Source organism: Pseudomonas sichuanensis (assembly GCF_003231305.1).
Lineage (GTDB): Bacteria > Pseudomonadota > Gammaproteobacteria > Pseudomonadales > Pseudomonadaceae > Aquipseudomonas > Aquipseudomonas sichuanensis.
This window is the reverse complement of the sequence record NZ_QKVM01000015.1, coordinates 81,868-107,115: the sequence shown is the minus strand read 5'-3', so window position 1 is coordinate 107,115 and position 25,248 is coordinate 81,868. Positions and strand designations below refer to the sequence as shown.

Annotated in this window: 27 protein-coding genes and 1 tRNA gene; 25 read left to right on the top strand and 3 right to left on the bottom strand. The window is 63.2% G+C overall.

From position 1 onward, the window contains the following. Nucleotides 1-318: 318 nt before the first annotated feature. Nucleotides 319-552, bottom strand: coding sequence for a hypothetical protein (locus DM373_RS10560; protein ID WP_110993510.1), 234 nt, complete (start codon nt 550-552; stop codon nt 319-321). Between the two features lie 543 nt (nt 553-1,095). After that, nucleotides 1,096-1,180: transfer RNA gene (locus DM373_RS10555), tRNA-Leu, on the bottom strand. Between the two features lie 108 nt (nt 1,181-1,288). Here DM373_RS10555 and queA point away from each other — a divergent pair. The 6 genes from queA (at nt 1,289) to DM373_RS10525 (ending at nt 7,362) form a co-directional block, all read left to right on the top strand. After that, nucleotides 1,289-2,338: a tRNA preQ1(34) S-adenosylmethionine ribosyltransferase-isomerase QueA gene (queA, locus tag DM373_RS10550; protein ID WP_110993513.1), complete on the top strand. Its 1,050-nt coding sequence runs from the start codon at nt 1,289-1,291 to the stop codon at nt 2,336-2,338. A 14-nt stretch (nt 2,339-2,352) separates the two neighbouring features. Beyond that, nucleotides 2,353-3,468 (top strand): tRNA guanosine(34) transglycosylase Tgt, encoded by a 1,116-nt coding sequence (gene tgt / locus DM373_RS10545; RefSeq protein ID WP_167409821.1) that lies wholly within the window; start codon nt 2,353-2,355, stop codon nt 3,466-3,468. Between the two features lie 43 nt (nt 3,469-3,511). Then, nucleotides 3,512-3,847, top strand: coding sequence for a preprotein translocase subunit YajC (gene yajC / locus DM373_RS10540; protein ID WP_008092587.1), 336 nt, complete (start codon nt 3,512-3,514; stop codon nt 3,845-3,847). 64 nt (nt 3,848-3,911) lie between these two features. Continuing rightward, complete coding sequence (secD, locus tag DM373_RS10535) at nt 3,912-5,774, top strand: protein translocase subunit SecD (RefSeq protein WP_110993508.1); 1,863 nt, start codon at nt 3,912-3,914, stop codon at nt 5,772-5,774. Nucleotides 5,775-5,784: 10 nt separating this feature from the next. Next, nucleotides 5,785-6,693 (top strand): protein translocase subunit SecF, encoded by a 909-nt coding sequence (secF, locus tag DM373_RS10530; protein WP_110993507.1) that lies wholly within the window; start codon nt 5,785-5,787, stop codon nt 6,691-6,693. 120 nt (nt 6,694-6,813) lie between these two features. After that, complete coding sequence (locus DM373_RS10525) at nt 6,814-7,362, top strand: glycine zipper 2TM domain-containing protein (RefSeq protein WP_110993506.1); 549 nt, start codon at nt 6,814-6,816, stop codon at nt 7,360-7,362. A gap of 234 nt (nt 7,363-7,596) precedes the next feature. Here the strand turns inward: DM373_RS10525 and suhB are convergent, their stop codons facing one another. Next, the gene (gene suhB / locus DM373_RS10520) at nt 7,597-8,415 is read right to left on the bottom strand and encodes a type III secretion system regulator SuhB (RefSeq protein ID WP_110993505.1); all 819 of its coding nucleotides are present in this window, start codon (nt 8,413-8,415) and stop codon (nt 7,597-7,599) included. A 151-nt stretch (nt 8,416-8,566) separates the two neighbouring features. Between suhB and trmJ the strand changes: the two genes are divergently transcribed. From trmJ to der, 19 genes are all read left to right on the top strand, one after another. After that, a complete protein-coding gene (gene trmJ / locus DM373_RS10515) occupies nt 8,567-9,322 on the top strand; it encodes a tRNA (cytosine(32)/uridine(32)-2'-O)-methyltransferase TrmJ (protein WP_110993512.1) in 756 nt (251 codons plus the stop codon). 3 nt (nt 9,323-9,325) lie between these two features. After that, a complete protein-coding gene (gene cysE, locus DM373_RS10510; RefSeq protein ID WP_110993504.1) occupies nt 9,326-10,114 on the top strand; it encodes a serine O-acetyltransferase in 789 nt (262 codons plus the stop codon). Nucleotides 10,115-10,282: 168 nt separating this feature from the next. Next, nucleotides 10,283-10,774, top strand: coding sequence for a Fe-S cluster assembly transcriptional regulator IscR (gene iscR / locus DM373_RS10505; RefSeq protein ID WP_110993503.1), 492 nt, complete (start codon nt 10,283-10,285; stop codon nt 10,772-10,774). Between the two features lie 43 nt (nt 10,775-10,817). Beyond that, nucleotides 10,818-12,032: an IscS subfamily cysteine desulfurase gene (locus tag DM373_RS10500; RefSeq protein WP_110993502.1), complete on the top strand. Its 1,215-nt coding sequence runs from the start codon at nt 10,818-10,820 to the stop codon at nt 12,030-12,032. Between the two features lie 46 nt (nt 12,033-12,078). Further along, nucleotides 12,079-12,465: a Fe-S cluster assembly scaffold IscU gene (gene iscU, locus DM373_RS10495; RefSeq protein ID WP_010452756.1), complete on the top strand. Its 387-nt coding sequence runs from the start codon at nt 12,079-12,081 to the stop codon at nt 12,463-12,465. Nucleotides 12,466-12,493: 28 nt separating this feature from the next. Next, nucleotides 12,494-12,817 carry an iron-sulfur cluster assembly protein IscA gene (gene iscA / locus DM373_RS10490; RefSeq protein WP_011532338.1) on the top strand — a complete coding sequence of 108 codons (324 nt, stop codon included), beginning with the start codon at nt 12,494-12,496 and terminating at the stop codon, nt 12,815-12,817. An 8-nt stretch (nt 12,818-12,825) separates the two neighbouring features. Then, nucleotides 12,826-13,347 carry a co-chaperone HscB gene (gene hscB, locus DM373_RS10485; RefSeq protein WP_110993501.1) on the top strand — a complete coding sequence of 174 codons (522 nt, stop codon included), beginning with the start codon at nt 12,826-12,828 and terminating at the stop codon, nt 13,345-13,347. A 43-nt stretch (nt 13,348-13,390) separates the two neighbouring features. Then, complete coding sequence (gene hscA, locus DM373_RS10480) at nt 13,391-15,253, top strand: Fe-S protein assembly chaperone HscA (protein WP_110993500.1); 1,863 nt, start codon at nt 13,391-13,393, stop codon at nt 15,251-15,253. Between the two features lie 3 nt (nt 15,254-15,256). Then, a complete protein-coding gene (gene fdx / locus DM373_RS10475; RefSeq protein ID WP_110735783.1) occupies nt 15,257-15,598 on the top strand; it encodes an ISC system 2Fe-2S type ferredoxin in 342 nt (113 codons plus the stop codon). Nucleotides 15,599-15,609: 11 nt separating this feature from the next. Beyond that, the gene (gene iscX, locus DM373_RS10470) at nt 15,610-15,810 is read left to right on the top strand and encodes a Fe-S cluster assembly protein IscX (RefSeq protein WP_110699949.1); all 201 of its coding nucleotides are present in this window, start codon (nt 15,610-15,612) and stop codon (nt 15,808-15,810) included. Nucleotides 15,811-15,899: 89 nt separating this feature from the next. After that, the gene (ndk, locus tag DM373_RS10465) at nt 15,900-16,325 is read left to right on the top strand and encodes a nucleoside-diphosphate kinase (protein WP_011532343.1); all 426 of its coding nucleotides are present in this window, start codon (nt 15,900-15,902) and stop codon (nt 16,323-16,325) included. A gap of 28 nt (nt 16,326-16,353) precedes the next feature. Continuing rightward, nucleotides 16,354-17,496 carry a dual-specificity RNA methyltransferase RlmN gene (gene rlmN / locus DM373_RS10460; protein ID WP_110993499.1) on the top strand — a complete coding sequence of 381 codons (1,143 nt, stop codon included), beginning with the start codon at nt 16,354-16,356 and terminating at the stop codon, nt 17,494-17,496. A gap of 14 nt (nt 17,497-17,510) precedes the next feature. Continuing rightward, nucleotides 17,511-18,272, top strand: coding sequence for a type IV pilus biogenesis/stability protein PilW (gene pilW / locus DM373_RS10455; RefSeq protein ID WP_110993498.1), 762 nt, complete (start codon nt 17,511-17,513; stop codon nt 18,270-18,272). Then, nucleotides 18,269-19,297, top strand: a complete 1,029-nt coding sequence (locus DM373_RS10450; RefSeq protein ID WP_110993497.1) for a RodZ domain-containing protein — start codon at nt 18,269-18,271, stop codon at nt 19,295-19,297. Before pilW ends, DM373_RS10450 begins: the two co-directional genes overlap by 4 nt. 3 nt (nt 19,298-19,300) lie before the next feature. Beyond that, nucleotides 19,301-20,410, top strand: coding sequence for a flavodoxin-dependent (E)-4-hydroxy-3-methylbut-2-enyl-diphosphate synthase (ispG, locus tag DM373_RS10445; protein ID WP_110993496.1), 1,110 nt, complete (start codon nt 19,301-19,303; stop codon nt 20,408-20,410). A 25-nt stretch (nt 20,411-20,435) separates the two neighbouring features. Then, nucleotides 20,436-21,725, top strand: a complete 1,290-nt coding sequence (hisS, locus tag DM373_RS10440; protein ID WP_110993495.1) for a histidine--tRNA ligase — start codon at nt 20,436-20,438, stop codon at nt 21,723-21,725. Nucleotides 21,726-21,763: 38 nt separating this feature from the next. After that, nucleotides 21,764-22,405 carry a tetratricopeptide repeat protein gene (locus DM373_RS10435; protein ID WP_110993494.1) on the top strand — a complete coding sequence of 214 codons (642 nt, stop codon included), beginning with the start codon at nt 21,764-21,766 and terminating at the stop codon, nt 22,403-22,405. After that, a complete protein-coding gene (gene bamB, locus DM373_RS10430) occupies nt 22,380-23,549 on the top strand; it encodes an outer membrane protein assembly factor BamB (RefSeq protein ID WP_110993493.1) in 1,170 nt (389 codons plus the stop codon). The genes DM373_RS10435 and bamB overlap by 26 nt, the downstream gene beginning before the upstream one ends. Before the next feature lie 117 nt (nt 23,550-23,666). Then, complete coding sequence (gene der / locus DM373_RS10425) at nt 23,667-25,130, top strand: ribosome biogenesis GTPase Der (protein WP_110993492.1); 1,464 nt, start codon at nt 23,667-23,669, stop codon at nt 25,128-25,130. Nucleotides 25,131-25,248 lie beyond the last annotated feature (118 nt).

Genomic DNA, 25,248 nt, shown 5'->3' with positions numbered 1-25,248 from the left:
CGTCAAGATTCATTTCGCAAAACCCCTATCTGCGCATGCAGATAGGGGTTTTGTCTTTTCCGCGACCATGCCAGGCTGGCGTAGAGCACTTGTCGGAGCGGGCTTGCCCCGCGATAGCTCTGGTAAGGCAACACTCAGGCAGTGAGGTTAGCTGGGCGGGCCTCATCGCGGGGCAAGCCCGCTCCCACGCTCTATGCATGAGGCGTTGGTGTTGCAGTGGCCAGCAAGGCGTCCAGGAGCCTCATACAGGGCCGTTTAGAGCTTATGCAGCTGTTGCCCCGCGGGGCAGTCCTGTCGTCGCTCACGGTCTCTCCCTGGTCAGTGCTTGACCTGCAGTTTGCTCAATGCCAGTTCCGCCAATTGACGGGCGGCTTCGATCTCGTGGGTGGTCGTCAGCGACAGGCCTCGGCCCAAGGGCGTGACATGGGCCGGCGTGTGCAGGTGGATGATGGAAAGGGCGCAGAAGAGCCTCTCCGAGATCTGGACCAGGAGGTCTTCCAGGGAGTGGGACTTCTCAGGGGAAAGCGGTGGGTCGGGGACAATTTTTATCATGGTGTATCTCTCCGCTAGTTCAGTCGGAGCTACCACCATTGGCTGTCAAACAAATGGGTGGCAGCTATACGCGGGTTGACAGACCGAGAGCAGAGAAACCCGGCGCACACGAGGTGCCCCACGTACAGCCGCCAGAAAGGCGAAGCCATAAGAGGTATCTGCAAGTCAGCCTGTCAAAGCCGGTCGTTGATTTGGCAACGACCGGCCGAGACTAAAACCCGACCCAGACCACCGCAATGGCTTGAAAGGGGTTTGGAGTATGTTTGGGAAATGGACTACAGGGAATGGGGAAAGTCTTAAAGACGTGGGGGCAAGATTGAATCAGTGAAGCGGGCGCCGCTGTCGCAGCGTATCGCTGGCAAGCCAGCTCCCGCCTTGGGCGGTACAGGGTTCAGGCCTGGCGCTCCGGCAAGCCAGCTCCCACAGCGGACGTGCAAGTTCACAGTGTGGGCTTTCCGGCGATGAAGCCGGTACGGTCTGCCCAGCTTTCCCCGAATTCCAGGCACAAAAAAACCGACCATAAGGTCGGTTTTTTCTGGATTTTGGTGCCCCGAGGGAGACTCGAACTCCCACTCCTTTCGAAAACGGATTTTGAATCCGCCGCGTCTACCAATTCCGCCATCAGGGCTTGTCGCGGCGCAGTATAGAGAGGCGCATGAGGTCGGTCAATCGTCTTTCATGGTCAATTTTCATGCATTGGGCTAAACTTCCCGGCCCTGTCGAACCGAACATCATCATGCGCGTCGCCGATTTTTCTTTCGAACTCCCAGACTCCCTCATCGCCCGCCACCCGTTGGCCGAGCGTCACGGCAGCCGCCTGCTCGTGCTCGACGGCCAAAGCGGCGCGCTGGCCCACCAACAGTTCACCGACCTGCTCGACTATCTGCGCCCCGGCGACCTGATGGTGTTCAACAACACCCGGGTGATTCCGGCACGGCTGTTCGGCCAGAAAGCTTCCGGCGGCAAGCTGGAAGTGCTGGTCGAGCGGGTGCTGGACAGCCATCGCGTGCTGGCCCATGTGCGCGCCAGCAAGGCGCCGAAAGAAGGCGCGGTGATCCTCATCGACGGCGGCGGCGAGGCCGAGATGGTCGCGCGCCACGAGACGCTGTTCGAGCTGCGCTTCACCGAAGAGGTGCTGCCCCTGCTCGAACGTGTCGGCCATATGCCGCTGCCGCCCTACATCGACCGCCCGGACGAGGGCGCCGACCGTGAGCGCTACCAGACGGTCTATGCCGAGCGCGCAGGCGCCGTGGCTGCGCCCACCGCCGGGCTGCACTTCGACGAGGCGCTGCTGGAAAAGATCGCTGCCAAGGGCGTCGAGCGCGCCTTCGTCACGCTGCATGTGGGCGCAGGCACCTTCCAGCCGGTGCGGGTCGACAAGATCGAAGACCACCACATGCATAAAGAGTGGCTCGAAGTGAGCCAGGATGTGGTCGATGCCGTCGAAGCCTGCCGTGCTCGTGGTGGCCGGGTGATCGCCGTGGGTACCACCAGCGTGCGTTCGCTGGAAAGCGCAGCGCGCGATGGCGTGCTCAAGGCGTTCAGCGGCGACACCGACATCTTCATCTACCCAGGCCGGCCGTTCCATGTGGTCGACTGCCTGGTGACCAACTTCCACCTGCCGGAGTCCACGCTGCTGATGCTGGTCTCGGCCTTCGCCGGTTACCCCGAGACCATGGCTGCCTATGCGGCGGCGGTGGCGAACGGTTACCGCTTCTTCAGTTACGGTGATGCCATGTTCATCACCCGCAATCCGGCGCCACGCGGCCCAGAGGATCAAGCATGAGTCGCACCTGTCGAATGTCGTTCGAACTGCTGGCCACCGACGGCAAGGCCCGTCGCGGTCGGCTGACCTTCCCCCGTGGCACCGTGGAGACCCCGGCGTTCATGCCGGTGGGTACCTATGGCACGGTCAAGGGCATGCTGCCGCGCGACATCGAGGCCATCGGCGCCGAGATCATCCTTGGCAACACCTTCCACCTGTGGCTGCGCCCGGGCACCGAGGTGATCAAGAAGCACAACGGCCTGCACGATTTCATGCAATGGAAAGGCCCCATCCTCACCGACTCCGGTGGTTTCCAGGTGTTCAGCCTGGGCGCCATGCGCAAGATCAAGGAAGAGGGCGTCACCTTCGCCTCGCCCGTGGATGGCTCGAAAGTGTTCATGGGCCCGGAAGAGTCCATGCAGGTGCAGCGCGACCTGGGCTCGGACATCGTGATGATCTTCGACGAATGCACGCCGTACCCGGCCGAGCACGACGTGGCGCGCACCTCGATGGAGTTGTCGCTGCGTTGGGCACAGCGCTCGAAGAACGCTCACGCCGACAACACCGCGGCGCTGTTCGGCATCGTCCAGGGCGGCATGTATCAGGACCTGCGCATGCGCTCGCTGGAAGGCCTGGACAACATCGGCTTCGATGGCCTGGCCATCGGTGGCCTGTCGGTGGGTGAACCCAAGCACGAGATGATCAAGGTACTGGACTACCTGCCAGGCCAGATGCCGGCTGACAAACCTCGTTACCTTATGGGGGTAGGCAAACCGGAGGATCTTGTAGAGGGTGTGCGCCGCGGCGTCGACATGTTCGACTGCGTGATGCCCACGCGCAATGCGCGCAACGGCCATCTGTTCATCGACACCGGGGTGATCAAGATCCGCAATGCGTTCCATCGTCATGATGAATCGCCGCTGGATCCGACCTGCGATTGCTACACCTGCACCAACTTCTCGCGCGCCTACCTGCACCACCTGGACAAGTGCGGCGAAATGTTGAGCAGCATGCTCAATACCATCCACAACTTGCGCCACTACCAGCGCTTGATGGCCGGTTTACGCGAGGCTATTCAACAGGGTAAATTGGCCGCCTTTGTCGACGCCTTCTACGCCAAACGCGGGCTCCCTGTGCCGCCTTTGGACTGACTGTTTGCATCCATTATTAGAAAATTTGCATTAGGAGTGCACAATGAGCTTCTTGATTCCCGCCGCCTACGCGGACGCTGCAGCCCCTGCCGCCGGTCCAGCCGGTACCGGCTTCGAGTGGATCTTCCTGGTCGGCTTCCTGGTCATCTTCTACCTGATGATCTGGCGCCCGCAGGCCAAGCGTGCCAAAGAGCAGAAGAACCTGCTGAGCAACTTGCAGAAGGGTGACGAAGTTGTCACCAACGGCGGCATCGCCGGCAAGATCGTCAAGGTTTCCGATGATTTCGTGGTTCTGGAAGTGTCCGACACCGTCGAGCTGAAGTTCCAGAAGGGCGCGATTGCCGCGACCCTGCCAAAAGGTACGCTCAAGGCTATCTGAGTTACCGGTTTCATTTTTCCAGTCGGGGCGCGCAAAGCGCCCCGCGTCTTGAACGGGCGGCGTGATGCTGAACAAATACCCTCTGTGGAAATACCTGCTGATCGTGGCGGTACTTGCGATCGGTTTTATTTATTCCGCACCCAACCTCTACCCGGATGATCCGGCGGTGCAGATCAGCGGCGCCAGCTCCGCGCTGCATGTCAGCCAGGCTGACCTCGATCGCGTCACCAAGGCGCTGACCGATGCCGGCATCGCGGTGAAAGGCGGCAACCTGGGCGAGAAGGGCAGTGCGCTGGTGCGCCTGACCAACCAGGAAGACCAGCTGCCAGCCAAGGATGTGGCGCGCAAGGCCCTCGGCGATGACTATGTCGTGGCCCTGAACCTGGCCCAGACCACCCCGCAGTGGCTGCGCAACCTGGGTGCCAGCCCGATGAAGCTGGGCCTGGACCTGTCCGGTGGTGTGCACTTCCTGCTGGAAGTGGACATGGACAAGGCCATGACTGCCCGCATGAAAGTCTACGAAGGCGAGGTCAAGACCTTGCTGCGCAAAGAGCGCGTCCGCTACCGCAGCCTGCCTCAGCAGGATGGCGGCATCATGCTGGGCTTCGCCGACGACGCTACCCGCGAACAGGCCCGCAGCCTGATCCGCAAGAATTTCAATGATTTCGAACTGACCACCACCGAGCGCAACGAGCTCGCCGTGCTGCGCCTGGCGCTGACCCAGGCCAAGGTCGCCGAAATCCGCGAATACTCCATCAAGCAGAACCTGACCACCGTTCGCAACCGTGTGAACGAGCTGGGCGTGGCCGAGCCGCTGGTACAGCGCCAGGGCGCCAACCGCATCGTGGTCGAGCTGCCGGGTGTGCAGGACACCGCCGAAGCCAAGCGTATCCTCGGCAAGACCGCCAACCTGGAGTTCCGCTTCGGCGCCGAGCCGGGTGCGTCCAAAGCCACCACCGAGGTGTTCGAGTTCCGCGAAGGCGGCCGCTCCGCCCCGGTCGAGCGCGGCCTGATCATCACCGGTGACCAGGTCACCGACGCCCAGGCCAGCTTCGACGAGCACGGTCGCCCGCAGGTGAACATTCGCCTTGACGGCCACGGCGGCGAGCTGATGAGCCGCGCTACCCGCTCCAACGTCGGGCGCAGCATGGCGGTGATCTTCATCGAGCAGAAGCCGGTCACTCACTACGAGAAGCAGACGGTCAACGGCGTCGAGAAAGACGTTGCGGTCCAGAGCTTCAAGGAAGAGAAGAAGATCATCAGCCTGGCGACCATCCAGTCGCCGCTGGGCAGCCAGTTCCGCATCACCGGCCTGAACGGCCAGGGCGAATCGTCCGAGCTGGCCCTGCTGCTGCGTGCCGGTGGTCTGGCTGCGCCGATGTACTTCGCCGAAGAACGTACCATTGGCCCGAGCCTGGGTGCCGACAACATCACCAAGGGTATCGATGCATCCCTGTGGGGCATGCTGTTCGTCTCGCTGTTCATCATCGCCATCTACCGTGGCTTCGGCGTGATTGCCACCGTCGCCCTGGCGGGCAACATGGTGCTGCTGCTGGCATTGATGTCGCTGCTGGGCGCCACGCTGACCTTGCCGGGTATCGCCGGTATCGTGCTGACCATGGGTATGGCGGTCGACGCCAACGTGCTGATCTTCTCGCGTATCCGCGAGGAGCTGAACGCCGGCATGTCGGTGCAGCGTGCCATCCACGAAGGCTTCAACCGTGCGTACACCGCGATCATCGACGCCAACCTGACCAGCCTGCTGGTGGGCGGCATCCTGTTCGCCATGGGTACCGGCCCGGTCAAAGGCTTCGCGGTCACCATGTCCCTCGGGATTTTCACCTCGATGTTCACCGCCGTCATGGTGACCCGTGCAATGGTCAACCTGACCTGCGGCGGGCGTGACATCAAGAAGCTGTGGGTTTGAGGGAGCTGCGATGAAAACCATCAACTTCATGGGCGTGCGCAATGTCGCGTTCGCCATTACCGTGCTCCTCACCGTGCTGGCGTTGTTCAGCTGGTGGCAGAAGGGTCTGAACTTCGGTCTGGACTTTACCGGCGGTACGCTGATCGAGCTGACCTACGAGCGCCCTGCGGACCTCAAGGCCGTCCGTGCCGAGCTGGTCGAGTCGGGCTTCCACGAGGCCGTGGTGCAGAGCTTCGGCGCCACCACCGACCTGCTGGTGCGCATGCCGGGCGATGATCCGCTGCTGGGCAACAAGGTCGCGGCGGCGCTGCAGAAGGCCGGCGGTGACAACCCGGCCACCCTCAAGCGCGTCGAGTTCGTCGGCCCCCAGGTGGGTGAAGAGCTGCGTGACCAGGGTGGCATGGGCATGCTCCTGGCCCTGGGCGGCATCCTCATCTACCTGGCGTTCCGCTTCCAGTGGAAGTTCGCCGTGGGTGCCATCGTCTCGCTGATCCACGACGTTGTGGTGACCCTGGGTATCCTGTCGTTCTTCCAGATCACTTTCGACCTGACGGTGCTGGCAGCGGTACTGGCGATCATCGGTTACTCGCTCAATGACACCATCGTCGTGTTCGACCGGGTGCGTGAGAACTTCCGGGTGATGCGCAAGGCTTCGCTGATCGAGAACATCAACGTCTCGACCACCCAGACCCTGCTGCGGACCATCGCCACTTCGGTGTCGACCTTGCTGGCCATCGCGGCGCTGCTGTTCTTCGGTGGCGACAACCTGTTCGGCTTCTCCCTGGCGCTGTTCATCGGCGTCATGGCGGGTACCTACTCGTCGATCTACATCGCCAACGTGGTGCTGATCTGGCTGAACCTGAACAGTGAAGACCTGATCCCGCCGGCCAAGAACGAGGGCGTGGACGAGCGTCCGTAAACGATCGTTCAGCGCCGTTCGGCGTAATGAAAGGCGCGAGTGTTGAACTCGCGCCTTTTTTTTTGCTCCAAGGCTGGGAGAAGGCGGGCTGGAACCCGCAAGGAAGATCAGGAGGTTCAGGTGAATAAATCAATGCTGGTGGGTGCGGTACTGGGTGCTGTCGGTGTGACTGCCGGAGGTGCTGTAGCGACCTACAGCTTGGTGAACAAGGGGCCTGAATACGCCCAGGTCACCGACGTGCAGCCAATCAAGCAGCAGGTGAAGACACCGCGCGAGGTGTGCAAGGAGGTCGCTGTGACCCGCCAGGCACCGGTCAAGGACCAGCATCAGATTGCCGGTACCGTGGTCGGCGCCATTGCCGGCGGTCTGCTGGGTAACCAGATCGGTGGCGGTACCGGCAAGAAGATCGCCACGGTCGCAGGCGCGGTAGGCGGTGGCTATGCGGGCAACAAGACCCAGGAATACATGCAGGAGCGTGACACCACCACGACCATGCAGACGCGTTGCAGCACGGTCAACGACATCAGCGAGAAGGTAGTGGGGTACAACGTCACCTATTCCCTCGGTGACCAGGTGGGCAAGGTGAAGATGAACCACGAGCCGGGCTCAACCATCCCTGTGGACAAGAACGGCAAGTTGATTCTGAGCCAGAACCAGGCGGGGCAGTGAGCCGTATGCCGGCCGCTCTTATGGATTTAATCGGTTAGCAGCAACAGCGTGGGAGCGGGCTTGCCCCGCGATCACCGGCGAAGCCGGTGCCATACATCGATCGCATCGCGGGGCAAGCCCGCTCCCACGCTTTACTCTGCGCGACAGCGCAGTCCAAACAGCTACCGATTTCCCATGAAAACGGCATAAAAAAAGCACCTCGAGAGGTGCTTTTTTGTGCTCCGCAATCGGCGCTTAGCGCTTCATGCTCTCGGGCAGGTGCGGCTGGATGGCAGTCAGCACGGCCTTGAAGCACTTGATGTTGCCGGCAACGATATGACCCTTCTCGAGGAAGTCATGGCCACCGTTGAAGTCGCTCACCAGGCCGCCTGCTTCCTGGATCAGCAGCACGCCTGCGGCCATGTCCCACTCGGACAGGCCCGACTCCCAGAAGGCGTCGAAGCGGCCGGCGGCCACGTAGGCCAGATCCAGGCTGGCGGAGCCGGCGCGGCGGATGCCGGCGGTCTGGCCGGTCAGTGCGCGGAACATGCCCAGGTAGTTGTCCAGGTCGGCCAGCTGGTTGTCACGGAACGGGAAGCCGGTGCCCAGCAGGGCGCCTTCCAGGCTGGTGCGCGAGCTGACGCGCAGGCGACGGCCATTGATCTGGGCGCCACGGCCACGGCTGGCGGTGAATTCTTCCTGGCGAACCGGGTCGAGGACCACGGCGTGTTCCAGGCGGCCGCGGTATTTGCAGGCGATGCTGACGGCGAAGTGCGGGATGCCGCGCAGGAAGTTGGTGGTGCCGTCCAGTGGATCGATGATCCACAGGTAGTCCTTGCCTTCTTCGCCGGTGCCAGCGTGCAGGCCGGTCTCTTCGCCCTGGATCGAGTGGTTCGGGTAGGCTTTGCGCAGGGCCTCGACGATGACCTTCTCGGCGGCACGGTCGACCTCGGACACATAGTCCTTGGCCTGTTTTTCGTCGACTTTGATGCTGTCCAGGCGTTCGATGGAGCGGAAAATCAGTTCACTGGCGCTGCGAGCGGCGCGCAGGGCGATATTCAGCATAGGCTGCATGGGAAGGTCACCTGGAGATGTTAAAGAAGAAAGCCGCACATTCTAGCAGAAATCTTTGACGGAAGAAGTGTCACATTTGCTTTCATGGCGTTACGCTGGTCGGTTCTGTAAGATCGAAACCTTCTTCATCCGCGTCTGTGAGCACAACACCTTGCTGCAAAATATTCGTGTTGTTCTGGTCAATACCAGCCACCCCGGCAACATCGGCGGCGCTGCGCGTGCCATGAAAAACATGGGCCTGGCGCGTCTGGTGCTGGTGCAGCCAAAAGAATTCCCGGCCGCCGATGCCTCGGCGCGCGCCTCGGGGGCCGACGATGTACTCGACAACGCCCAGGTGGTCGACAGCCTCGAGCAGGCACTGGTCGGTTGCAACCTGGTAATGGGCACCAGCGCCCGCGAGCGCAGCATCCCCTGGCCATTGATCGGCCCCCGGGAGTGCGGCACCAAGGCGGTGGAACATGCCCTGGCCGGCGAGGAAATCGCCCTGGTGTTCGGTCGCGAGCACGCCGGGCTGACCAACGAAGAACTGCAGCGATGTCACTTCCACGTGCACATTCCCTCCAATCCCGACTTCAGCTCGCTGAATCTGGCCGCCGCCGTCCAGGTGCTCTCCTACGAGGTGCGCATGGCCTCGCTGGCGGTACCGGGCGTGGCGCCCAAGGTCGAGAAAGCGGACGCCAACGAGCTGGCGACCATGGACGAAATGGAGCTGTTCTATGACCACCTTGAAAAAACCCTGGTGGACATCGGCTTCCTCGACCCCGCCAAGCCCAAGCACCTGATGCCGCGCATGCGCCGGCTGTATGGGCGCAGCTCGGTCGAGCGTACGGAAATGAGCATTTTGCGCGGCATCCTCACCGAGACCCAGAAAGTCGTCCGGGGCGAGCCGCATAAACGGAAGGACTGAACGATGTTCGAGCGTCTGCGTGAAGATATTCAAAGTGTTTTCCATCGTGATCCGGCGGCGCGCAACGCCTTCGAGGTCCTGACCTGCTACCCGGGCATGCACGCCATCTGGCTGCACCGTTTGGGCAATGCCCTGTGGAAGCGCGATTTCAAATGGCTGGCACGCCTGGTGTCCAACTTCGGGCGCTGGATGACCGGTATCGAGATCCACCCGGGTGCGACCATCGGCCGGCGTTTCTTCATCGACCATGGCATGGGCATCGTCATTGGCGAGACCGCCGAGATCGGTGACGACGTGACGCTGTACCAGGGCGTGACCCTGGGAGGCACCAGCTGGAACAAAGGCAAGCGCCACCCGACCCTCGAAAACGGCGTGGTGGTGGGGGCGGGCGCCAAGGTGCTGGGGCCGTTCACGGTCGGGGCCGGGGCCAAGATCGGCTCCAACGCCGTGGTCACCAAGGCGGTGCCGGCCGGCGCCACGGCGGTGGGCATCCCAGGGCGCATCATCGTCAAGAGCGAAGACGATGCCGTCGAAGCCAAGCGCAAGGCCATGGCCGAGAAGATCGGTTTCGACGCCTATGGTGTCAGCGGCGACATGCCTGACCCGGTGGCCAGGGCCATCGGCCAGATGCTCGACCACTTGCAGGCAGTCGACGAGCGCCTGGAGGGGATGTGTGGCGCCCTGACCAGGATGGGCAGTGACTACTGTGCCAAGGAGCTGCCGGCACTGCCCGCCGATGACTTCGCCGATGCGTGCGCAGAGCGCAAGCAGGGCGACACTCAGCCGCATTGATTCCGCCAGCCCGACACAAGGGGCGTGTGCTCGCGCCCCTCGTCTGCTACACTCGCGCCCGCCTCCCGTATGCATACCCGACTAAAGCACTAGGTCTAATAGTTGACTTAAATGCTCGGGAATCGCATACTCGCACACATTCTGTAACTCCCGTGGTAACCATACGCCATGCGACTGACTACCAAAGGCCGATACGCCGTGACCGCCATGCTTGACCTGGCGTTGCACGCGCAGCATGGGCCGGTGTCACTGGCCGATATTTCCGAGCGCCAGGGCATTTCCCTTTCTTATCTGGAGCAGCTGTTCGCCAAGCTGCGCCGCAGCAGCCTGGTATCCAGCGTTCGCGGCCCGGGCGGCGGCTACCAGCTGTCGCGCGGCATGGAAACCATCCAGGTGGCCCAGGTCATCGACGCGGTCAATGAATCGGTCGATGCCACTCGCTGCCAGGGCCTGGGCGACTGCCATGCCGGTGATACCTGCCTGACTCACCACCTGTGGTGCGACCTGAGCCAGCAGATCCATGAATTCCTCAGTGGCATCAGCCTGGCCGACCTCGTCAAGCGCCGTGAGGTGCAAGAAGTCGCCCAGCGCCAGGACCTGCGCCGTGTTGCAGGCCGTACCGCCATGCTGGACAAGATTGAGACGTCCGCCGTCGACTGAAATTCAGCGCCGAGCGACGCCAACGCCTGATAGGAGATACTCAATGAAGTTGCCGATCTACCTCGATTACTCCGCGACCACGCCGGTCGATCCACGTGTGGCCCAGAAAATGGCCGAATGCCTGCTGGTCGACGGGAACTTCGGTAACCCGGCCTCGCGTTCCCACGTGTTCGGCTGGAAAGCCGAAGAAGCGGTCGAGAATGGCCGTCGCCAGGTGGCCGAGCTGATCAACGCCGACCCGCGCGAGATCGTCTGGACCAGCGGTGCCACCGAGTCCGACAACCTCGCCCTCAAAGGCGTGGCGCACTTCTATCAGACCAAGGGCAAGCACATCATCACCTCCAAGATCGAGCACAAGGCGGTCCTGGACACCGCTCGCCAGCTCGAGCGTGAAGGTTTCGAAGTCACCTACCTCGAGCCAGGCGAAGACGGCATCGTCACCCCGGCCATGGTCGAGGCTGCCCTGCGTGACGACACCATCCTGGTTTCGCTGATGCACGTGAACAACGAAGTCGGCTCGATCAACGACATCGCCGCCATCGGTGAGCTGACCCGTTCGCGCGGTGTGCTGTTCCATGTCGATGCCGCGCAGTCGGCCGGCAAGGTCGAGATCGACGTGCAAAAGCTGAAAGTCGACCTGATGTCGTTCTCGGCGCACAAGGTCTACGGCCCCAAAGGCATCGGCGCGCTGTACGTCAGCCGCAAGCCGCGTGTACGCCTGGAAGCCATCATCCACGGTGGTGGCCATGAACGTGGCATGCGTTCGGGCACCCTGCCGACCCACCAGATCGTCGGCATGGGCGAAGCCTTCGCCATTGCCAAGCAGGAAATGGCCAGCGAGAACGCGCGCATCAAGGCCCTGAGCGACCGCTTCTTCAAGCAGGTCTCCGACCTCGAAGAGCTGTACGTCAACGGCAGCCAGACCGCCCGCGTACCGCACAACCTGAACCTGAGCTTCAACTACGTCGAAGGCGAGTCGCTGCTGATGTCGCTCAAGGACATCGCCGTTTCGTCCGGTTCGGCCTGCACCTCCGCTTCGCTCGAGCCGTCCTACGTCCTGCGCGCCCTGGGCCGCAACGACGAACTGGCGCACAGCTCGATCCGCTTCTCTTTCGGCCGCTTCACCAGCGAAGAAGAAGTCGACTACGCCGCGCAGAAAGTCTGCGAGGCCGTCAACAAACTGCGTGAGCTGTCGCCCCTTTGGGACATGTACAAAGACGGCGTCGACATCTCCAAGATCGAGTGGGCCGCCCACTAAGCAGTCGCCGGAAAGAGTGGCTCCCTGATGAGGAAGGAATTGCACCATGGCATACAGTGAAAAGGTCATCGACCACTACGAAAACCCACGCAACGTCGGCAAGATGAACGCCGAGGATCCGGATGTCGGTACCGGCATGGTCGGCGCCCCAGCGTGCGGTGACGTGATGCGTCTGCAGATCAAGGTCAACGAGCAAGGCATCATCGAAGACGCCAAGTTCAAGACCTACGGCTGCGGTTCGGCCATCGCCTCCAGCTCCCTCGCCACCGAGTGGATGAAGGGCAAGACCCTGGACGAAGCCGAAACCATCAAGAACACCCAGCTGGCTGAAGAGCTGGCACTGCCGCCGGTCAAGATCCACTGCTCCGTGCTCGCCGAAGATGCCATCAAGGCAGCCGTTCGCGATTACAAGCAGAAGAAAGGCCTGGTCTAAGTCGCCTGTTGCAAGCTAAGGAGTTCCGATGGCCATCAGCATGACAGAAGCCGCCGCCAACCACATTCGCCGCTCCCTCGACGGGCGCGGCAAAGGTGAAGGCATTCGCCTGGGCGTGCGCACCACCGGTTGCTCGGGCCTGGCCTACGTGCTGGAGTTCGTTGACGAACTGGCCGAAGAAGACCAGGTGTTTGAAAACCACGGCGTGAAGGTCATCATCGACCCGAAAAGCCTGGTGTACCTCGACGGCACCGAGCTGGACTTCGTCAAGGAAGGGTTGAACGAAGGCTTCAAGTTCAACAACCCCAACGTGCGCGGTGAATGTGGCTGCGGCGAAAGCTTCAACGTTTGAGGCTGACCGTGGGTACTCCTTGTCATTACGCACTGTTTGACCTGCAACCGAGCTTTCGCCTGGACCTCGACAAGCTGGCCACTCGCTACCGCGAACTGGCCCGCGAGGTCCATCCGGACCGCTTCGCCGATGCCTCCGAGCGCGAACAGCGCGTTGCCCTGGAAAAGTCGGCGGCCCTGAACGACGCCTACCAGACCTTGCGCAGCGCACCGCGCCGTGCCCGTTACCTGCTGGCCATCGGTGGCCATGAGGTGCCCCAGGAAGTCACCGTGCACGACCCGGCCTTCCTGTTGCAGCAGATGCAGTGGCGCGAAGAGCTCGAAGAGCTGCAGGACGAAGCCGACCTCGACGGCGTGGCCGTGTTCAAGAAGCGGCTCAAGGCCGCCCAGGACACGCTGAACGAAGATTTCGCCGCCTGCTGGAATGTTGCAGCCGAGCGTGACCAGGCCGAACGCCTGATGCGCCGCATGCAGTTCCTCGACAAGCTCGCCCAAGAAGTGCGCCAACTCGAAGAGCGCCTCGACGATTAACCCCGGCGTTACCCGTGATGACGCCTAAGGTACTCAGATAAGCATGGCCCTACTGCAGATCGCCGAACCCGGTCAGAGCCCCCAGCCGCACCAGCGCCGCCTGGCGGTGGGCATCGACCTGGGCACCACCAATTCTCTCGTCGCCGCCGTGCGCAGTGGGCGCAGCGAGCCGCTGCCCGATGCCCTGGGCCGGGTCATCCTGCCCTCCGCGGTGCGCTACCTGGATAACGGCGTCGACGTTGGTCTGAGCGCGCGCGAGGCTGCGCCCAGCGACCCGCTCAACACCATCGTCTCGGTCAAGCGCCTGATGGGGCGCGGCCTGGCCGACGTCAAGCAGCTCGGCGAGCAACTGCCGTACCGTTTTGTCGGTGGTGAGTCGCACATGCCGTTCATCGACACCGTCCAGGGGCCGAAGAGCCCGGTGGAAGTGTCGGCCGACATCCTCAAGGTGCTGCGTGCGCGTGCCGAAGAGACGCTCGGCGGTGAGCTGGTAGGCGCGGTGATCACTGTTCCTGCGTATTTCGACGACGCCCAGCGTCAGGCCACCAAGGATGCCGCCAAGCTGGCTGGCCTCAACGTGCTGCGCCTGCTCAATGAGCCGACCGCTGCTGCCGTGGCCTATGGCCTGGATCAGAACGCCGAAGGCGTCGTGGCGATCTTCGACCTGGGCGGCGGTACCTTCGATATTTCCATCCTGCGCCTGACTGCTGGCGTCTTTGAAGTGCTGGCCACCGGCGGCGACACCGCCCTGGGTGGCGATGACTTCGACCACGCCATTGCCGGCTGGATCATCGAGCAGGCCGGCCTGTCCGCCGATCTCGACCCCGCCACCCAGCGCCTGTTGCTGCAAACCGCCTGCGCGGCCAAGGAAGCCTTGACCGATGCCGACGTGGTCAGCGTGCAGCACGCTGCCTGGCAGGGCGAGCTGACCCGCGCCGCCTTCGACGCCATGATCGAGCCGATGATTGCCCGCAGCCTCAAGGCCTGCCGCCGCGCCGTGCGCGACAGCGGTATCGAGCTGGAGGAAGTGGGTGCGGTGGTGATGGTCGGCGGCTCTACCCGTGTGCCGCGTGTGCGCGACGCCGTGGGTACGTTGTTTGGCCGTACCCCGCTGACCTCCATCGACCCGGACCAGGTGGTCGCCATTGGCGCCGCCATCCAGGCCGACACCCTGGCCGGCAACCGTCGCGAAGGCGGCGAGCTGCTACTGCTCGACGTAATCCCGTTGTCGCTCGGCCTTGAGACCATGGGCGGGCTGATGGAAAAGGTGATTCCGCGCAATACCACCATTCCGGTGGCCCGCGCCCAGGAATTCACCACCTATAAAGACGGCCAGTCGGCCATGATGATCCACGTGCTGCAGGGCGAGCGCGAGCTGATCAGCGACTGCCGCTCGCTGGCGCGCTTCGAGCTGCGCGGCATCCCGGCCATGGTTGCCGGCGCCGCGAAGATCCGCGTCACCTTCCAGGTCGACGCCGATGGCCTGCTCAGCGTCGCCGCGCGAGAGCTGGGTTCGGGCGTGGAGTCGAGCATCCAGGTCAAGCCATCCTACGGCCTGACCGATGGCGAAATCGCCCGCATGCTCAAGGACTCGTTCGAGCACGCAGGCTCCGACAAGCAGGCGCGCCAGCTGCGCGAGCACCAGGTCGATGGTGAGCGTCTGCTCGAAGCGGTACAGGGCGCCCTGGACGCCGATGGCGAGCGCCTGCTCAGCAGCGACGAGCGCGACGCCATCCAATTCCAGATGCAGGAACTACGTGATTTGCTGAGCGGCACCGATGGCGCCGCCATCGAGCAACAGACCAAGCGTCTGTCGCAGGTGACCGATGCATTTGCCGCCCGTCGCCTTGATTCGACGGTCAAAGCCGCACTGGCCGGGCGCAACCTGAATGAGATCGAGGAGTAATCGATGCCGCTGGTGACATTCCTGCCGCATGAAAAATTCTGCCCCGAGGGGCTGACCGTGGAAGTGCCTGCCGGGACCAACATCCTGGAGCTGGCCCACGATCATCACATCGAGATGGAAAGCGCCTGCGGCGGCGTCAAGGCCTGCACCACTTGCCACTGCATCGTGCGCAAGGGTTTCGACTCTCTCGAAGAGGCCGACGAGCTCGAAGAAGACATGCTGGACAAGGCGTGGGGCCTGGAAGCGCAATCGCGCCTGGGTTGCCAGGTGGTGGTGGCCGATGAAGACCTCACCATCGAAATCCCCAAATACTCGCTCAACCACGCCGCCGAAGCGCCGCACTGAGGTTTGTCCCCATGAGCCTGAAATGGATTGATGTACTTGAGATCGCCATCCAGCTTGCAGAAAGCAAGCCCGACGTCGATCCTCGTTACGTGAATTTCGTCGATCTGCACCGCTGGGTGCTGGCACTGCCAGAGTTCAGCGACGATCCGTCACGCGGCGGTGAGAAAGTGCTCGAGGCCATCCAGGCGGCCTGGATCGACGAAGCCGACTAAGCGCACGCTGCAGGTTAGGCAATCCCCTGGAACCCGCGTATAATTCGCGGGTTTAATTTTTCGCAACACTCATATTTCTGGAGTTCTCCATGGCTGTTCAACGTACTTTCTCGATCATCAAGCCTGACGCCGTCGCCAAAAACGTCATCGGCAAGATCACCACTCGCTTCGAAGAAGCCGGCCTGAAAATCGTTGCCTCGAAAATCAAGCAACTGTCCAAAGCCGAAGCCGAAGGCTTCTACGCCGAGCACAGCGCTCGTGGCTTCTTCGGTGACCTGGTTGCCTTCATGACTTCCGGCCCAGTTGTTGTCCAGGTTCTGGAAGGCGAAAACGCCATCGCTCTGAACCGTGAGCTGATGGGCGCCACCAACCCTAAAGAAGCTGCTCCAGGCACCATCCGCGCCGACTTCGCCGAGTCGATCGACGCCAACGCCGTTCACGGCTCGGACTCCGAAGCTGCTGCTGCTCGCGAAATCGCTTACTTCTTCGCTGCTACCGAGGTAACCACTCGCTAAGCGAAAGCTTACGGGTGAGGGTGAATCCATGACGACATCTACTGGCAAGATCAACCTGCTGGGGCTGACCCTGGCGGAAATGGAACAGTTCTTCGACTCAATCGGGGAGAAGCGCTTCCGCGCCGGTCAGGTGATGAAATGGATTCACCATTTTGGCGTCGATGATTTCGCCGCCATGACCAATGTCGGCAAGGTCTTGCGCGAAAAGCTCGAGGCCGTTGCCGAGATTCGGGGCCCGGAAGTGGTCAGTGAAGACATTTCCGCCGACGGCACCCGCAAGTGGGTGGTCCGCGTTGCCTCTGGCAGCTGCGTCGAGACCGTCTACATCCCCACCGACGATCGCGGTACGCTCTGCGTGTCGTCGCAAGCCGGCTGTGCCCTGGACTGCAGCTTCTGCTCCACCGGCAAGCAAGGCTTCAACAGCAACCTCACCGCCGCCGAAGTGATCGGCCAGGTGTGGCTTGCGAACAAATCCTTCGGGACCGTTCCTGCCAAGATCGACCGCGCGATTACCAACGTGGTCATGATGGGCATGGGCGAACCCCTTCTGAATTTCGACAATGTCATCGCCGCCATGAAGATCATGATGGAAGATCTGGGCTATGGCATTTCCAAGCGTCGCGTCACCCTGTCCACCTCGGGCGTGGTGCCGATGATCGACGAACTGGCCAAGCACATCGACGTGTCCCTGGCCCTGTCGCTGCACGCACCGAATGACGAGCTGCGCAACCAGCTGGTACCGATCAACAAGAAGTACCCGCTGAAGATGCTGCTGGAGTCGTGCATGGGCTACATGTCCACGCTCGGCGGCAAGCGCGTGCTGACGATCGAATACACCCTGCTCAAGGACGTCAACGACCAGCCCGAGCACGCGGCCCAGATGATCGAACTGCTGCGCGACGTGCCGTGCAAGATCAACCTGATCCCATTCAACCCGTTCCCGCACTCGGGCTACGAGCGGCCGAGCAACAATGCCATTCGTCGCTTCCAGGACCTGTTGCACCACGGTGGTTTCAACGTCACCACCCGCACCACCCGCGGTGACGACATCGATGCCGCTTGCGGGCAGCTGGTCGGCCAGGTCAATGACCGCACCCGCCGCAGCGAGCGTTACATCGCCGTGCGCCAGCTGGCTGCCGACGAGCCGCAAGACAGCGCCGCGCGCCCCTGACGAGCACCCGCCCCATGACCCTGCGCGCTGCGCTGTCGATCCTCACGCTTGCGCTGCTGGCTGGCTGCGTTTCCAGCGGTGGGGGCGACCCGCTGGCCAGCCGCCAGGGGCGTGACGAGGCTGTGCGGGCTTATGTGCAACTGGGGCTGGGGTATTTGCAACAAGGTTTGACCGGGCAGGCCAAGGCACCATTGGCCAAGGCACTGGCATTGGACAGTACCGATGCCGACGCCCATGCGGCACTGGCGCTGGTGTTCCAGGCCGAGGCTGAGCCGCAACTGGCAAGCCAGCACTTCCGTAAAGCGCTGGCTGCACGCCCGGATGACACGCGAATCCGCAACAACTACGGCAGTTTCCTATATGCTCAGGGCCGTTTTGCCGACGCTGAAGCGATGTTTCGCCAGGCGGCCGCCGATACCTTGTACCCTGAGCGTTCGCGGGTGTACGAGAACCTCGGCCTGACCGCGCGCAAGCTGGGGCAGGGCGAGCAGGCCCGCGAATACCTGGAAAAGGCACTGCGCCTCGATCAGCGGCAACCGAAGGCGTTGCTTGAAATGGCTGAGTTGTCCTACGAAAACAGGCATTATGTGCCGGCCCGGGACTACTACGATCGTTTCAGCCAGCTGAGCGAACAGGACGCCCGCAGCCTGTTGCTGGGCAGCCGCTTGGCCCGCGCCCTTGATCAACAGGGTGATGAGGCCCGGCTGGGCCAGCAATTACAACGACTTTATCCCGGTACGCCGGAATATCAGCAATACCTGTCGGAGCAACGATGAAAGCCGCGCAATCAGAAGTAGCAGCGACTCGCCAGAACCCCGGTGACGTCTTGCGCCAGGCCCGTGAACAGCGGGAATGGAGCCAGGCCGAAGTCGCGCAAAAGCTCAACCTCACGGTATCTTCGCTGAACAACCTGGAATCCGGCGCCTTCGACAAGCTGCCCGGGCACACCTTCGCCCGCGGTTACATCCGTGCCTACGCCAAACTGATGGGCATGGACCAGGCTCCGCTGGTGCAGGCGTTCGACAACATCACCGGTACCCACGCCCAAGGCAGCGACGTGCACGCACTCGGTCGCATCGAAGAGCCGGTCCGCCTGTCGCACAACATCATGCGCGTGGTCAGCCTGCTGTTGCTGGTGGCCGTGGTGGGCGGTGGCTTCTTCTGGTGGCAGGACCAGGGCAGCCTGCGCGGCAAGGACCTGGCCAAGATTGCCCTGGAGCACGTCGAGGTCGAGAGCGCCGACGGCACCACCCAGATTCACCCGCTGGACGAGCCGGAAGACCAGGCTGTCAGCGAAGCCCAGCAACCTGCCAGCGAAGCGCTGCCATTGGAACCTGTGGCCAGCGAACAAGCTCCGGCAGCAGCCGTTGAAACCCCGGCACCGGCAGTGGCCGTGGCTCCGGCCAACAGCGTGCCGGCGCCAGCGCCAAGCACGGCTCCTGCGCCGGCTGCGGCTGCAACCGTCGCCCCGGTCACCCAGCCTGCGCCAGCCAGCCCCGTGGCCGTCGCTCCGGCCCCTGTGGCCCCGGCGGCAGCGGCTCCGGCGCCAGTAGCGGCCGGCAGCGGCAGCGTACACATCCAGTTCACCGCCGATTGCTGGACCCAGGTCTCCGACGGCAACGGCAAGGTGCTGTTCAGCGCCATCAAGCGCAAGGGCGACAGCCTGGAACTGACCGGCAAGCCACCGTTCGCGGTACGCCTCGGGTTCGCCCGCGGCGCCCAGGTGAGCTACAACGGCCAGGCGGTCGATGTCGCCCCGTTCACCAGTGGCGAAACCGCTCGCCTGAAGTTGGGACAGTAAGTCATGCACGGCGAATCTCCGATCAAACGTCGCGAATCCCGCAAAATCTGGGTCGGCAATGTGCCGGTGGGCGGCGATGCGCCCATCGCGGTGCAGAGCATGACCAACACCGACACCAATGACGTCGCCGCCACCGTGGGGCAGATCCAGCGCCTGGTCGATGCCGGCGTCGATATCGTGCGTGTCTCGGTACCGGACATGGACGCCGCCGAGGCGTTCGGCAAGATCAAGAAACTGGTCAGCGTGCCGCTGGTCGCCGACATCCACTTCGACTACAAGATCGCCCTGCGCGTGGCCGAACTGGGCGTCGACTGCCTGCGCATCAACCCGGGCAACATCGGCCGCGAAGACCGCGTGCGTGCGGTGGTCGATGCCGCCCGTGACCGCGGCATCCCGATCCGCATCGGCGTCAACGCCGGTTCCCTCGAGAAAGACCTGCAGAAGAAGTACGGTGAACCGACCCCGGCCGCATTGGTCGAGTCGGCGCTGCGCCATGTCGAGCACCTCGACCGCCTGGATTTCCAGGACTTCAAGGTCAGCGTCAAGGCCTCCGACGTGTTCATGGCCGTCGAAGCCTACCGCCTGCTGGCCAAGCAGATCATCCAGCCGCTGCACTTAGGCATCACCGAAGCCGGTGGCCTGCGCTCGGGGACAGTGAAATCCGCCGTCGGCCTCGGTATGCTGCTGGCCGAAGGTATCGGCGACACCATCCGCATTTCGCTGGCCGCTGACCCGGTCGAAGAAGTGAAGGTCGGCTACGACATCCTCAAGTCGCTGCATCTGCGTTCCCGTGGCATCAACTTCATCGCCTGCCCGAGCTGCTCGCGGCAGAACTTCGATGTGGTCAAGACCATGAACGAGCTGGAAGGGCGCCTGGAAGACCTGCTGGTACCGCTGGACGTGGCAGTGATCGGTTGCGTGGTCAACGGCCCGGGTGAAGCCAAGGAGGCGCACGTCGGCCTCACCGGCGGCACGCCGAACCTGATCTACATCGATGGCAAGCCATCGCAGAAGCTGAACAACGACAACCTGGTTGATGAGCTGGAAAAACTCATCCGCCAGAAAGCGGCCGAGAAGGCCGAGGCCGACGCGGCGCTGATCGCCCGTGGCTGATACACAGAATTCGTAAGGACTACTCGTGAGCAAATCGCTGCAAGCCATCCGTGGCATGAACGACATCCTGCCCGACCAGTCGCCGCTGTGGCGCTACTTCGAGGGCACCGTGGCCGGCCTGCTGGACAGCTACGGCTACAGCCAGATCCGCACGCCGATCGTCGAGTTCACCGAGCTGTTCAAGCGCTCGATCGGTGAAGTCACCGATATCGTCGAAAAAGAGATGTACACCTTCGACGACCGCAACGGCGATTCGCTCACCCTGCGCCCTGAAGGCACCGCCGCCTGCGTGCGTGCGGTACTCGAGCACGGCATCACCGGCAACGGCCAGGTGCAGAAGCTCTGGTACATCGGCCAGATGTTCCGCCACGAGCGCCCGCAGAAGGGCCGCTATCGCCAGTTCCACCAGATTGGCGTGGAGGTGTTCAACCTCGACGGCCCGGACGTCGATGCCGAGCTGATCATGCTGACCTGGCGCCTGTGGGGCCTGCTGGGCATCCAGGACGCCGTGGAGCTCCAGCTCAACAGCCTGGGCACCAGCGAAGCCCGTGCGCGCTACCGCGATGCGCTGGTCGAGTTCCTGTCCGCGCGCCTCGAGCAACTGGACGAAGACAGCCAGCGTCGCCTCAAGAGCAACCCGCTGCGCATCCTCGACAGCAAGGATGCCAACACCCAGGCGGTGCTGGTCGGCGCGCCGAAGCTGGAAGACTACCTGGACGAAGAATCCCGCGTGCACTTCGAGGGCCTCAAGGCTCGCCTGGACGCTGCCGGTATCCCGTTCGTGATCAACACCAAGCTGGTGCGTGGCCTCGATTACTACAGCAAGACCGTGTTCGAGTGGGTCACCGACAAGCTCGGCGCCCAGGGCACCGTCTGCGCCGGTGGCCGCTATGACGGCCTGGTCGAGCAGATGGGCGGCAAGCCGACCCCGGGCGTTGGTTTCGCCATGGGCATCGAACGCCTGATCCTGCTGCTGGAGACCCTGGGCAAGGTGCCCGAGTCGATCAGCCGCACCATCGACGTCTACCTGTGCGCCTTCGGCGAGCAGGCGGAGCTGGCCGGCCTGCGTCTGAGCGAAAGCCTGCGCGACCGTCTGCCGGGCCTGCGCCTGGCGGTCAACGCTGGTGCCGGCAGCTTCAAGAGCCAGTTCAAGAAGGCCGACAAGAGTGGCGCGCTGTTCGCCCTGATCCTCGGCGACGACGAGCTGGCCAAGCAAGAAATCGGTCTGAAGCCCCTGCGTGGCCAGGGTGAACAACAGAACATTGCCTGGGATGCTCTTGCCGAGCACCTGGAAACCGCGATCGCCCAGGCGTAACGCGGTTCAACAACGAATAGGCGAAAAGGAGTATTGGGGTGTCGAGTACCGATGATGACGACCTGGCTGGGGTCAAGGACTGGTGGAACCGCAACGGCAAGCCGCTGCTGACCGGCGCGCTGCTGGCCGGTGTGGTGGTGATGGGCTGGCAGACCTGGCACAAGTACCAGGCCAACCAGTCGCAAGGCGCCTCGGCGCTGTACCAGGCCCTGCTGGAAACCTCGCTGACGCCGTCTGGCCAGCCTGATGCAAGCAAGGTCGCCGAGCTGTCCGGCAAGCTCAAGAGCGAGTTTGGCGGTAGCGCCTACGCCCAGTACGGCAGCCTGTTCGTGGCCAAGGTTGCGGTCGACAGCGGCAAGCTGGACGACGCCGCCGCCGAGCTCAAGGCCGTGATGGACAAGCCGGCCGACGCCACCCTGGGTGAAATCGCCCGTCAGCGCCTGGCCCGCGTGCTCGCGGCACAGGACAAGGCCGAAGAGGCCCTGAAACTGCTCGACGGCGATGCCGACAAAGCCTTCCTGGCCAGCCGCGAGGAGCTCAAGGGCGACCTGCTGGTGCAGCTGGGCCGTGCCGACGACGCGCACGGCGCCTACGAGAAAGCCAAGGCCGCGCTGTCCGACGACGCCGCGATCGGTGGCCTGCAACTGAAGCTGGATGACCTGGCCAAAGGGGACGCCTGAAGTGAAGGGTTGGAAACAAGCAGCAGTGCTCACCCTCGCCGTACTGGCAGCGGGTTGCAGCAGCAACAGCAAGAAGGAACTGCCCCCGGCCGAGCTGACCAAGTTCACCGAGGAAGTGGTGCTGAAGAAGCAGTGGAGCCGTTCGATCGGTGACGGCCAGGGCGAGACGTACAACACCCTGGTACCGGCCATCGAGAACGACCGCATCTACGCTGCCGACGTCACCGGTGAAGTCTTCGCCCTCGACCGCCTCAACGGCGACGTGGTGTGGAAGAAGGACCTCGAGCTGCCGGTTTCCGGCGCGGTTGGTGTGGGCTATGGCCTGGTCATGCTGGGCACGCTCAAGGGTGAGGTGATTGCCCTGGATTCGAGCACCGGCGAAGAGCGTTGGCGTTCGCGCGTCACCAGCGAAGTCCTGGCACCGCCCGCCAACAACGGCGACGTGGTGGTGGTACAGACCCAGGACGACCGCCTGATCGGCCTCGACGCCGCCACCGGCGACCGTCGCTGGATCTACGAAAACACCCCGGCGGTGCTCACCCTGCGTGGTACCGGCGCGCCGATCGTCACCAACCGCCTGGCCGTCGCCGGCCTGTCCACCGGCAAGGTGGTGGCGGTGGACATCAACAACGGTGTACCGGTGTGGGAAAGCCGTGTGGCCATCCCGCAAGGTCGCTCCGAGCTGGATCGTGTGGTGGACATCGACGGCGGCCTGCTGCTGTCCGGTGGCACCTTGTACGTCAGCACCTACCAGGGCCGCGTCGCCGGCCTGGACCTGGAAAGCGGCCGTGTGCTGTGGCAGCGTGATGCCTCCAGCTACGTGGGTGTCGCCCAGGGCTTCGGCAACGTCTACGTGAGCCTGGCTTCGGGCACCGTCGAGGGTGTTGACGAGCGTTCCTCCAGCGCCCTGTGGAGCAACGACAGCATGGCCCGTCGCCAGCTATCGGCGCCGGAAGTGTTTTCCAGCTACGTGGCGGTGGGTGACTTCGAGGGTTACCTGCACCTACTGAGCCAGGTCGATGGCCGCTTCGTCGGCCGTGAGCGTATCGACAGCGATGGCCTGCGCGCCCGCCCCCTCGTGGTCGGCGACACCATCTACGTCTTCGGCAACAGCGGCAAGCTCGAGGCACTGACCATCCGCTGAAGCTATGCTTGAGCCCGTTCGCGGGCTCAGGTAGCGGCGTAGGAAACGCCGCCCGAACTCCGGCCGCTGCCTTGCAGCGGCCTTTGCATTTTCAAGAATTCAAGAGTGGAGAGCCGCATGGTTCCCGTAATCGCCCTGGTGGGCCGCCCGAACGTCGGCAAATCCACCATGTTCAACCGCCTGACCAAGACCCGCGATGCCATCGTCGGTGACCTGTCGGGTTTGACCCGTGACCGCCAGTACGGCGATGCCAGCTGGCAGGGTCGTTCCTTCATCCTGATCGACACCGGCGGTATCACCGGTGACGAAGTGGGGATGGACGAGAAGATGGCCGAGCAGTCGCTGATGGCCATCGAAGAAGCCGACTACGTCCTGTTCCTGGTGGATGCCCGCGCCGGCATGACCGCCGCCGACCAGATGATCGCCGACCACCTGCGCAAGCGGAACAAGGCGGCCGTGCTGGTGGCCAACAAGATCGACAACATCGACCCCGACATTGCCCGCGCCGAGTTCTCGCCGCTGGGCATGGGCAACGCCATCCCGGTGGCCGGCTCCCAGGGCCGTGGCATCAACGCCCTGATGGAATCGCTGCTTGGCCACATCCCGCGTGATGCCGAGGAAGAAGCCCTCGACCTGAACGTCGCCGAAGGCGAAGAGGCCGTGCGCATTCCCGGCCCGAGCGAGAAGGACGGCATCAAGATCGCCATCATCGGCCGCCCGAACGTGGGCAAGTCGACCCTGGTCAACCGCATGCTCGGCGAAGAGCGCGTGGTGGTGTACGACCAGCCGGGTACCACCCGCGACAGTATCTACATCCCGTTCGAGCGTGATGGCGAGAAGTACACCTTCATCGACACCGCCGGCGTGCGCAAGCGCGGCAAGATCCACGAGGAAGTCGAAAAGTTCTCGGTGGTGAAGACCCTGCAGGCGATCAAGGACGCCAACGTGGTGGTCTTCGTCATGGACGCCCGCGAAGGCGTGGTCGACCACGACCTCAACCTGCTGGGCTTCGCCCTCGAAGCCGGCCGGGCCATCGTCATCGCGCTGAACAAGTGGGATGGCATGGAAGCGGGCGAGCGCGATTACGTGAAGACCGAGCTGGAGCGCCGGCTGTTCTTCGTCGACTTCTGCGACATCCACTTCATCTCCGCCCTGCATGGCACCGGCGTTGGCCACCTGTACAAGTCGGTGCAGGCCGCGTTCAAGTCGGCGGTCACCCGCTGGCCGACCAGCCGCCTGACGCAGATCCTCGAGGACGCCATCAGCGAGCACCAGCCGCCGCTGGTCAACGGCCGCCGCATCAAGCTGCGCTATGCCCACCTCGGTGGCGCCAACCCGCCGCTGATCGTGATCCACGGCAACCAGACCGAGAAGGTGCCCAAGTCCTACTCGCGTTACTTGGAGAACACCTACCGCCGGGTGCTCAAGCTGGTCGGCACGCCGATCCGCATCGAGTACAAGGGCGGTGAGAACCCGTACGAGGGCAACAAGAACACCCTCACCGATCGCCAGGTCAACAAGAAGCGCCGCTTGATGTCGCACCACAAGAAGGCCGAGAAGAAGCGCCGCGACAAGCGCTAGTCAACGCCGGGCTTCATGATGGCCTTTCGCGGGTAAACCCGCTCCCACAGGTACAGCGCTGTACCTGTGGGAGCGGGTTTACCCGCGAAGAGGTCCGTTGATCCAACGCAATGCCCCT

Coding starts and splice junctions, on each gene's coding strand:
- DM373_RS10560 (WP_110993510.1), bottom strand. CDS start 552: ATGATAAAAATTGTCCCCGACCCACCGCTTTCCCCTGAGAAGTCCCAC.
- queA (WP_110993513.1), top strand. CDS start 1,289: ATGCGCGTCGCCGATTTTTCTTTCGAACTCCCAGACTCCCTCATCGCC.
- tgt (WP_167409821.1), top strand. CDS start 2,353: ATGTCGTTCGAACTGCTGGCCACCGACGGCAAGGCCCGTCGCGGTCGG.
- yajC (WP_008092587.1), top strand. CDS start 3,512: ATGAGCTTCTTGATTCCCGCCGCCTACGCGGACGCTGCAGCCCCTGCC.
- secD (WP_110993508.1), top strand. CDS start 3,912: ATGCTGAACAAATACCCTCTGTGGAAATACCTGCTGATCGTGGCGGTA.
- secF (WP_110993507.1), top strand. CDS start 5,785: ATGAAAACCATCAACTTCATGGGCGTGCGCAATGTCGCGTTCGCCATT.
- suhB (WP_110993505.1), bottom strand. CDS start 8,415: ATGCAGCCTATGCTGAATATCGCCCTGCGCGCCGCTCGCAGCGCCAGT.
- cysE (WP_110993504.1), top strand. CDS start 9,326: ATGTTCGAGCGTCTGCGTGAAGATATTCAAAGTGTTTTCCATCGTGAT.
- iscR (WP_110993503.1), top strand. CDS start 10,283: ATGCGACTGACTACCAAAGGCCGATACGCCGTGACCGCCATGCTTGAC.
- DM373_RS10500 (WP_110993502.1), top strand. CDS start 10,818: ATGAAGTTGCCGATCTACCTCGATTACTCCGCGACCACGCCGGTCGAT.
- iscU (WP_010452756.1), top strand. CDS start 12,079: ATGGCATACAGTGAAAAGGTCATCGACCACTACGAAAACCCACGCAAC.
- iscA (WP_011532338.1), top strand. CDS start 12,494: ATGGCCATCAGCATGACAGAAGCCGCCGCCAACCACATTCGCCGCTCC.
- hscA (WP_110993500.1), top strand. CDS start 13,391: ATGGCCCTACTGCAGATCGCCGAACCCGGTCAGAGCCCCCAGCCGCAC.
- fdx (WP_110735783.1), top strand. CDS start 15,257: ATGCCGCTGGTGACATTCCTGCCGCATGAAAAATTCTGCCCCGAGGGG.
- iscX (WP_110699949.1), top strand. CDS start 15,610: ATGAGCCTGAAATGGATTGATGTACTTGAGATCGCCATCCAGCTTGCA.
- ndk (WP_011532343.1), top strand. CDS start 15,900: ATGGCTGTTCAACGTACTTTCTCGATCATCAAGCCTGACGCCGTCGCC.
- rlmN (WP_110993499.1), top strand. CDS start 16,354: ATGACGACATCTACTGGCAAGATCAACCTGCTGGGGCTGACCCTGGCG.
- pilW (WP_110993498.1), top strand. CDS start 17,511: ATGACCCTGCGCGCTGCGCTGTCGATCCTCACGCTTGCGCTGCTGGCT.
- DM373_RS10450 (WP_110993497.1), top strand. CDS start 18,269: ATGAAAGCCGCGCAATCAGAAGTAGCAGCGACTCGCCAGAACCCCGGT.
- ispG (WP_110993496.1), top strand. CDS start 19,301: ATGCACGGCGAATCTCCGATCAAACGTCGCGAATCCCGCAAAATCTGG.
- bamB (WP_110993493.1), top strand. CDS start 22,380: ATGACCTGGCCAAAGGGGACGCCTGAAGTGAAGGGTTGGAAACAAGCA.
- der (WP_110993492.1), top strand. CDS start 23,667: ATGGTTCCCGTAATCGCCCTGGTGGGCCGCCCGAACGTCGGCAAATCC.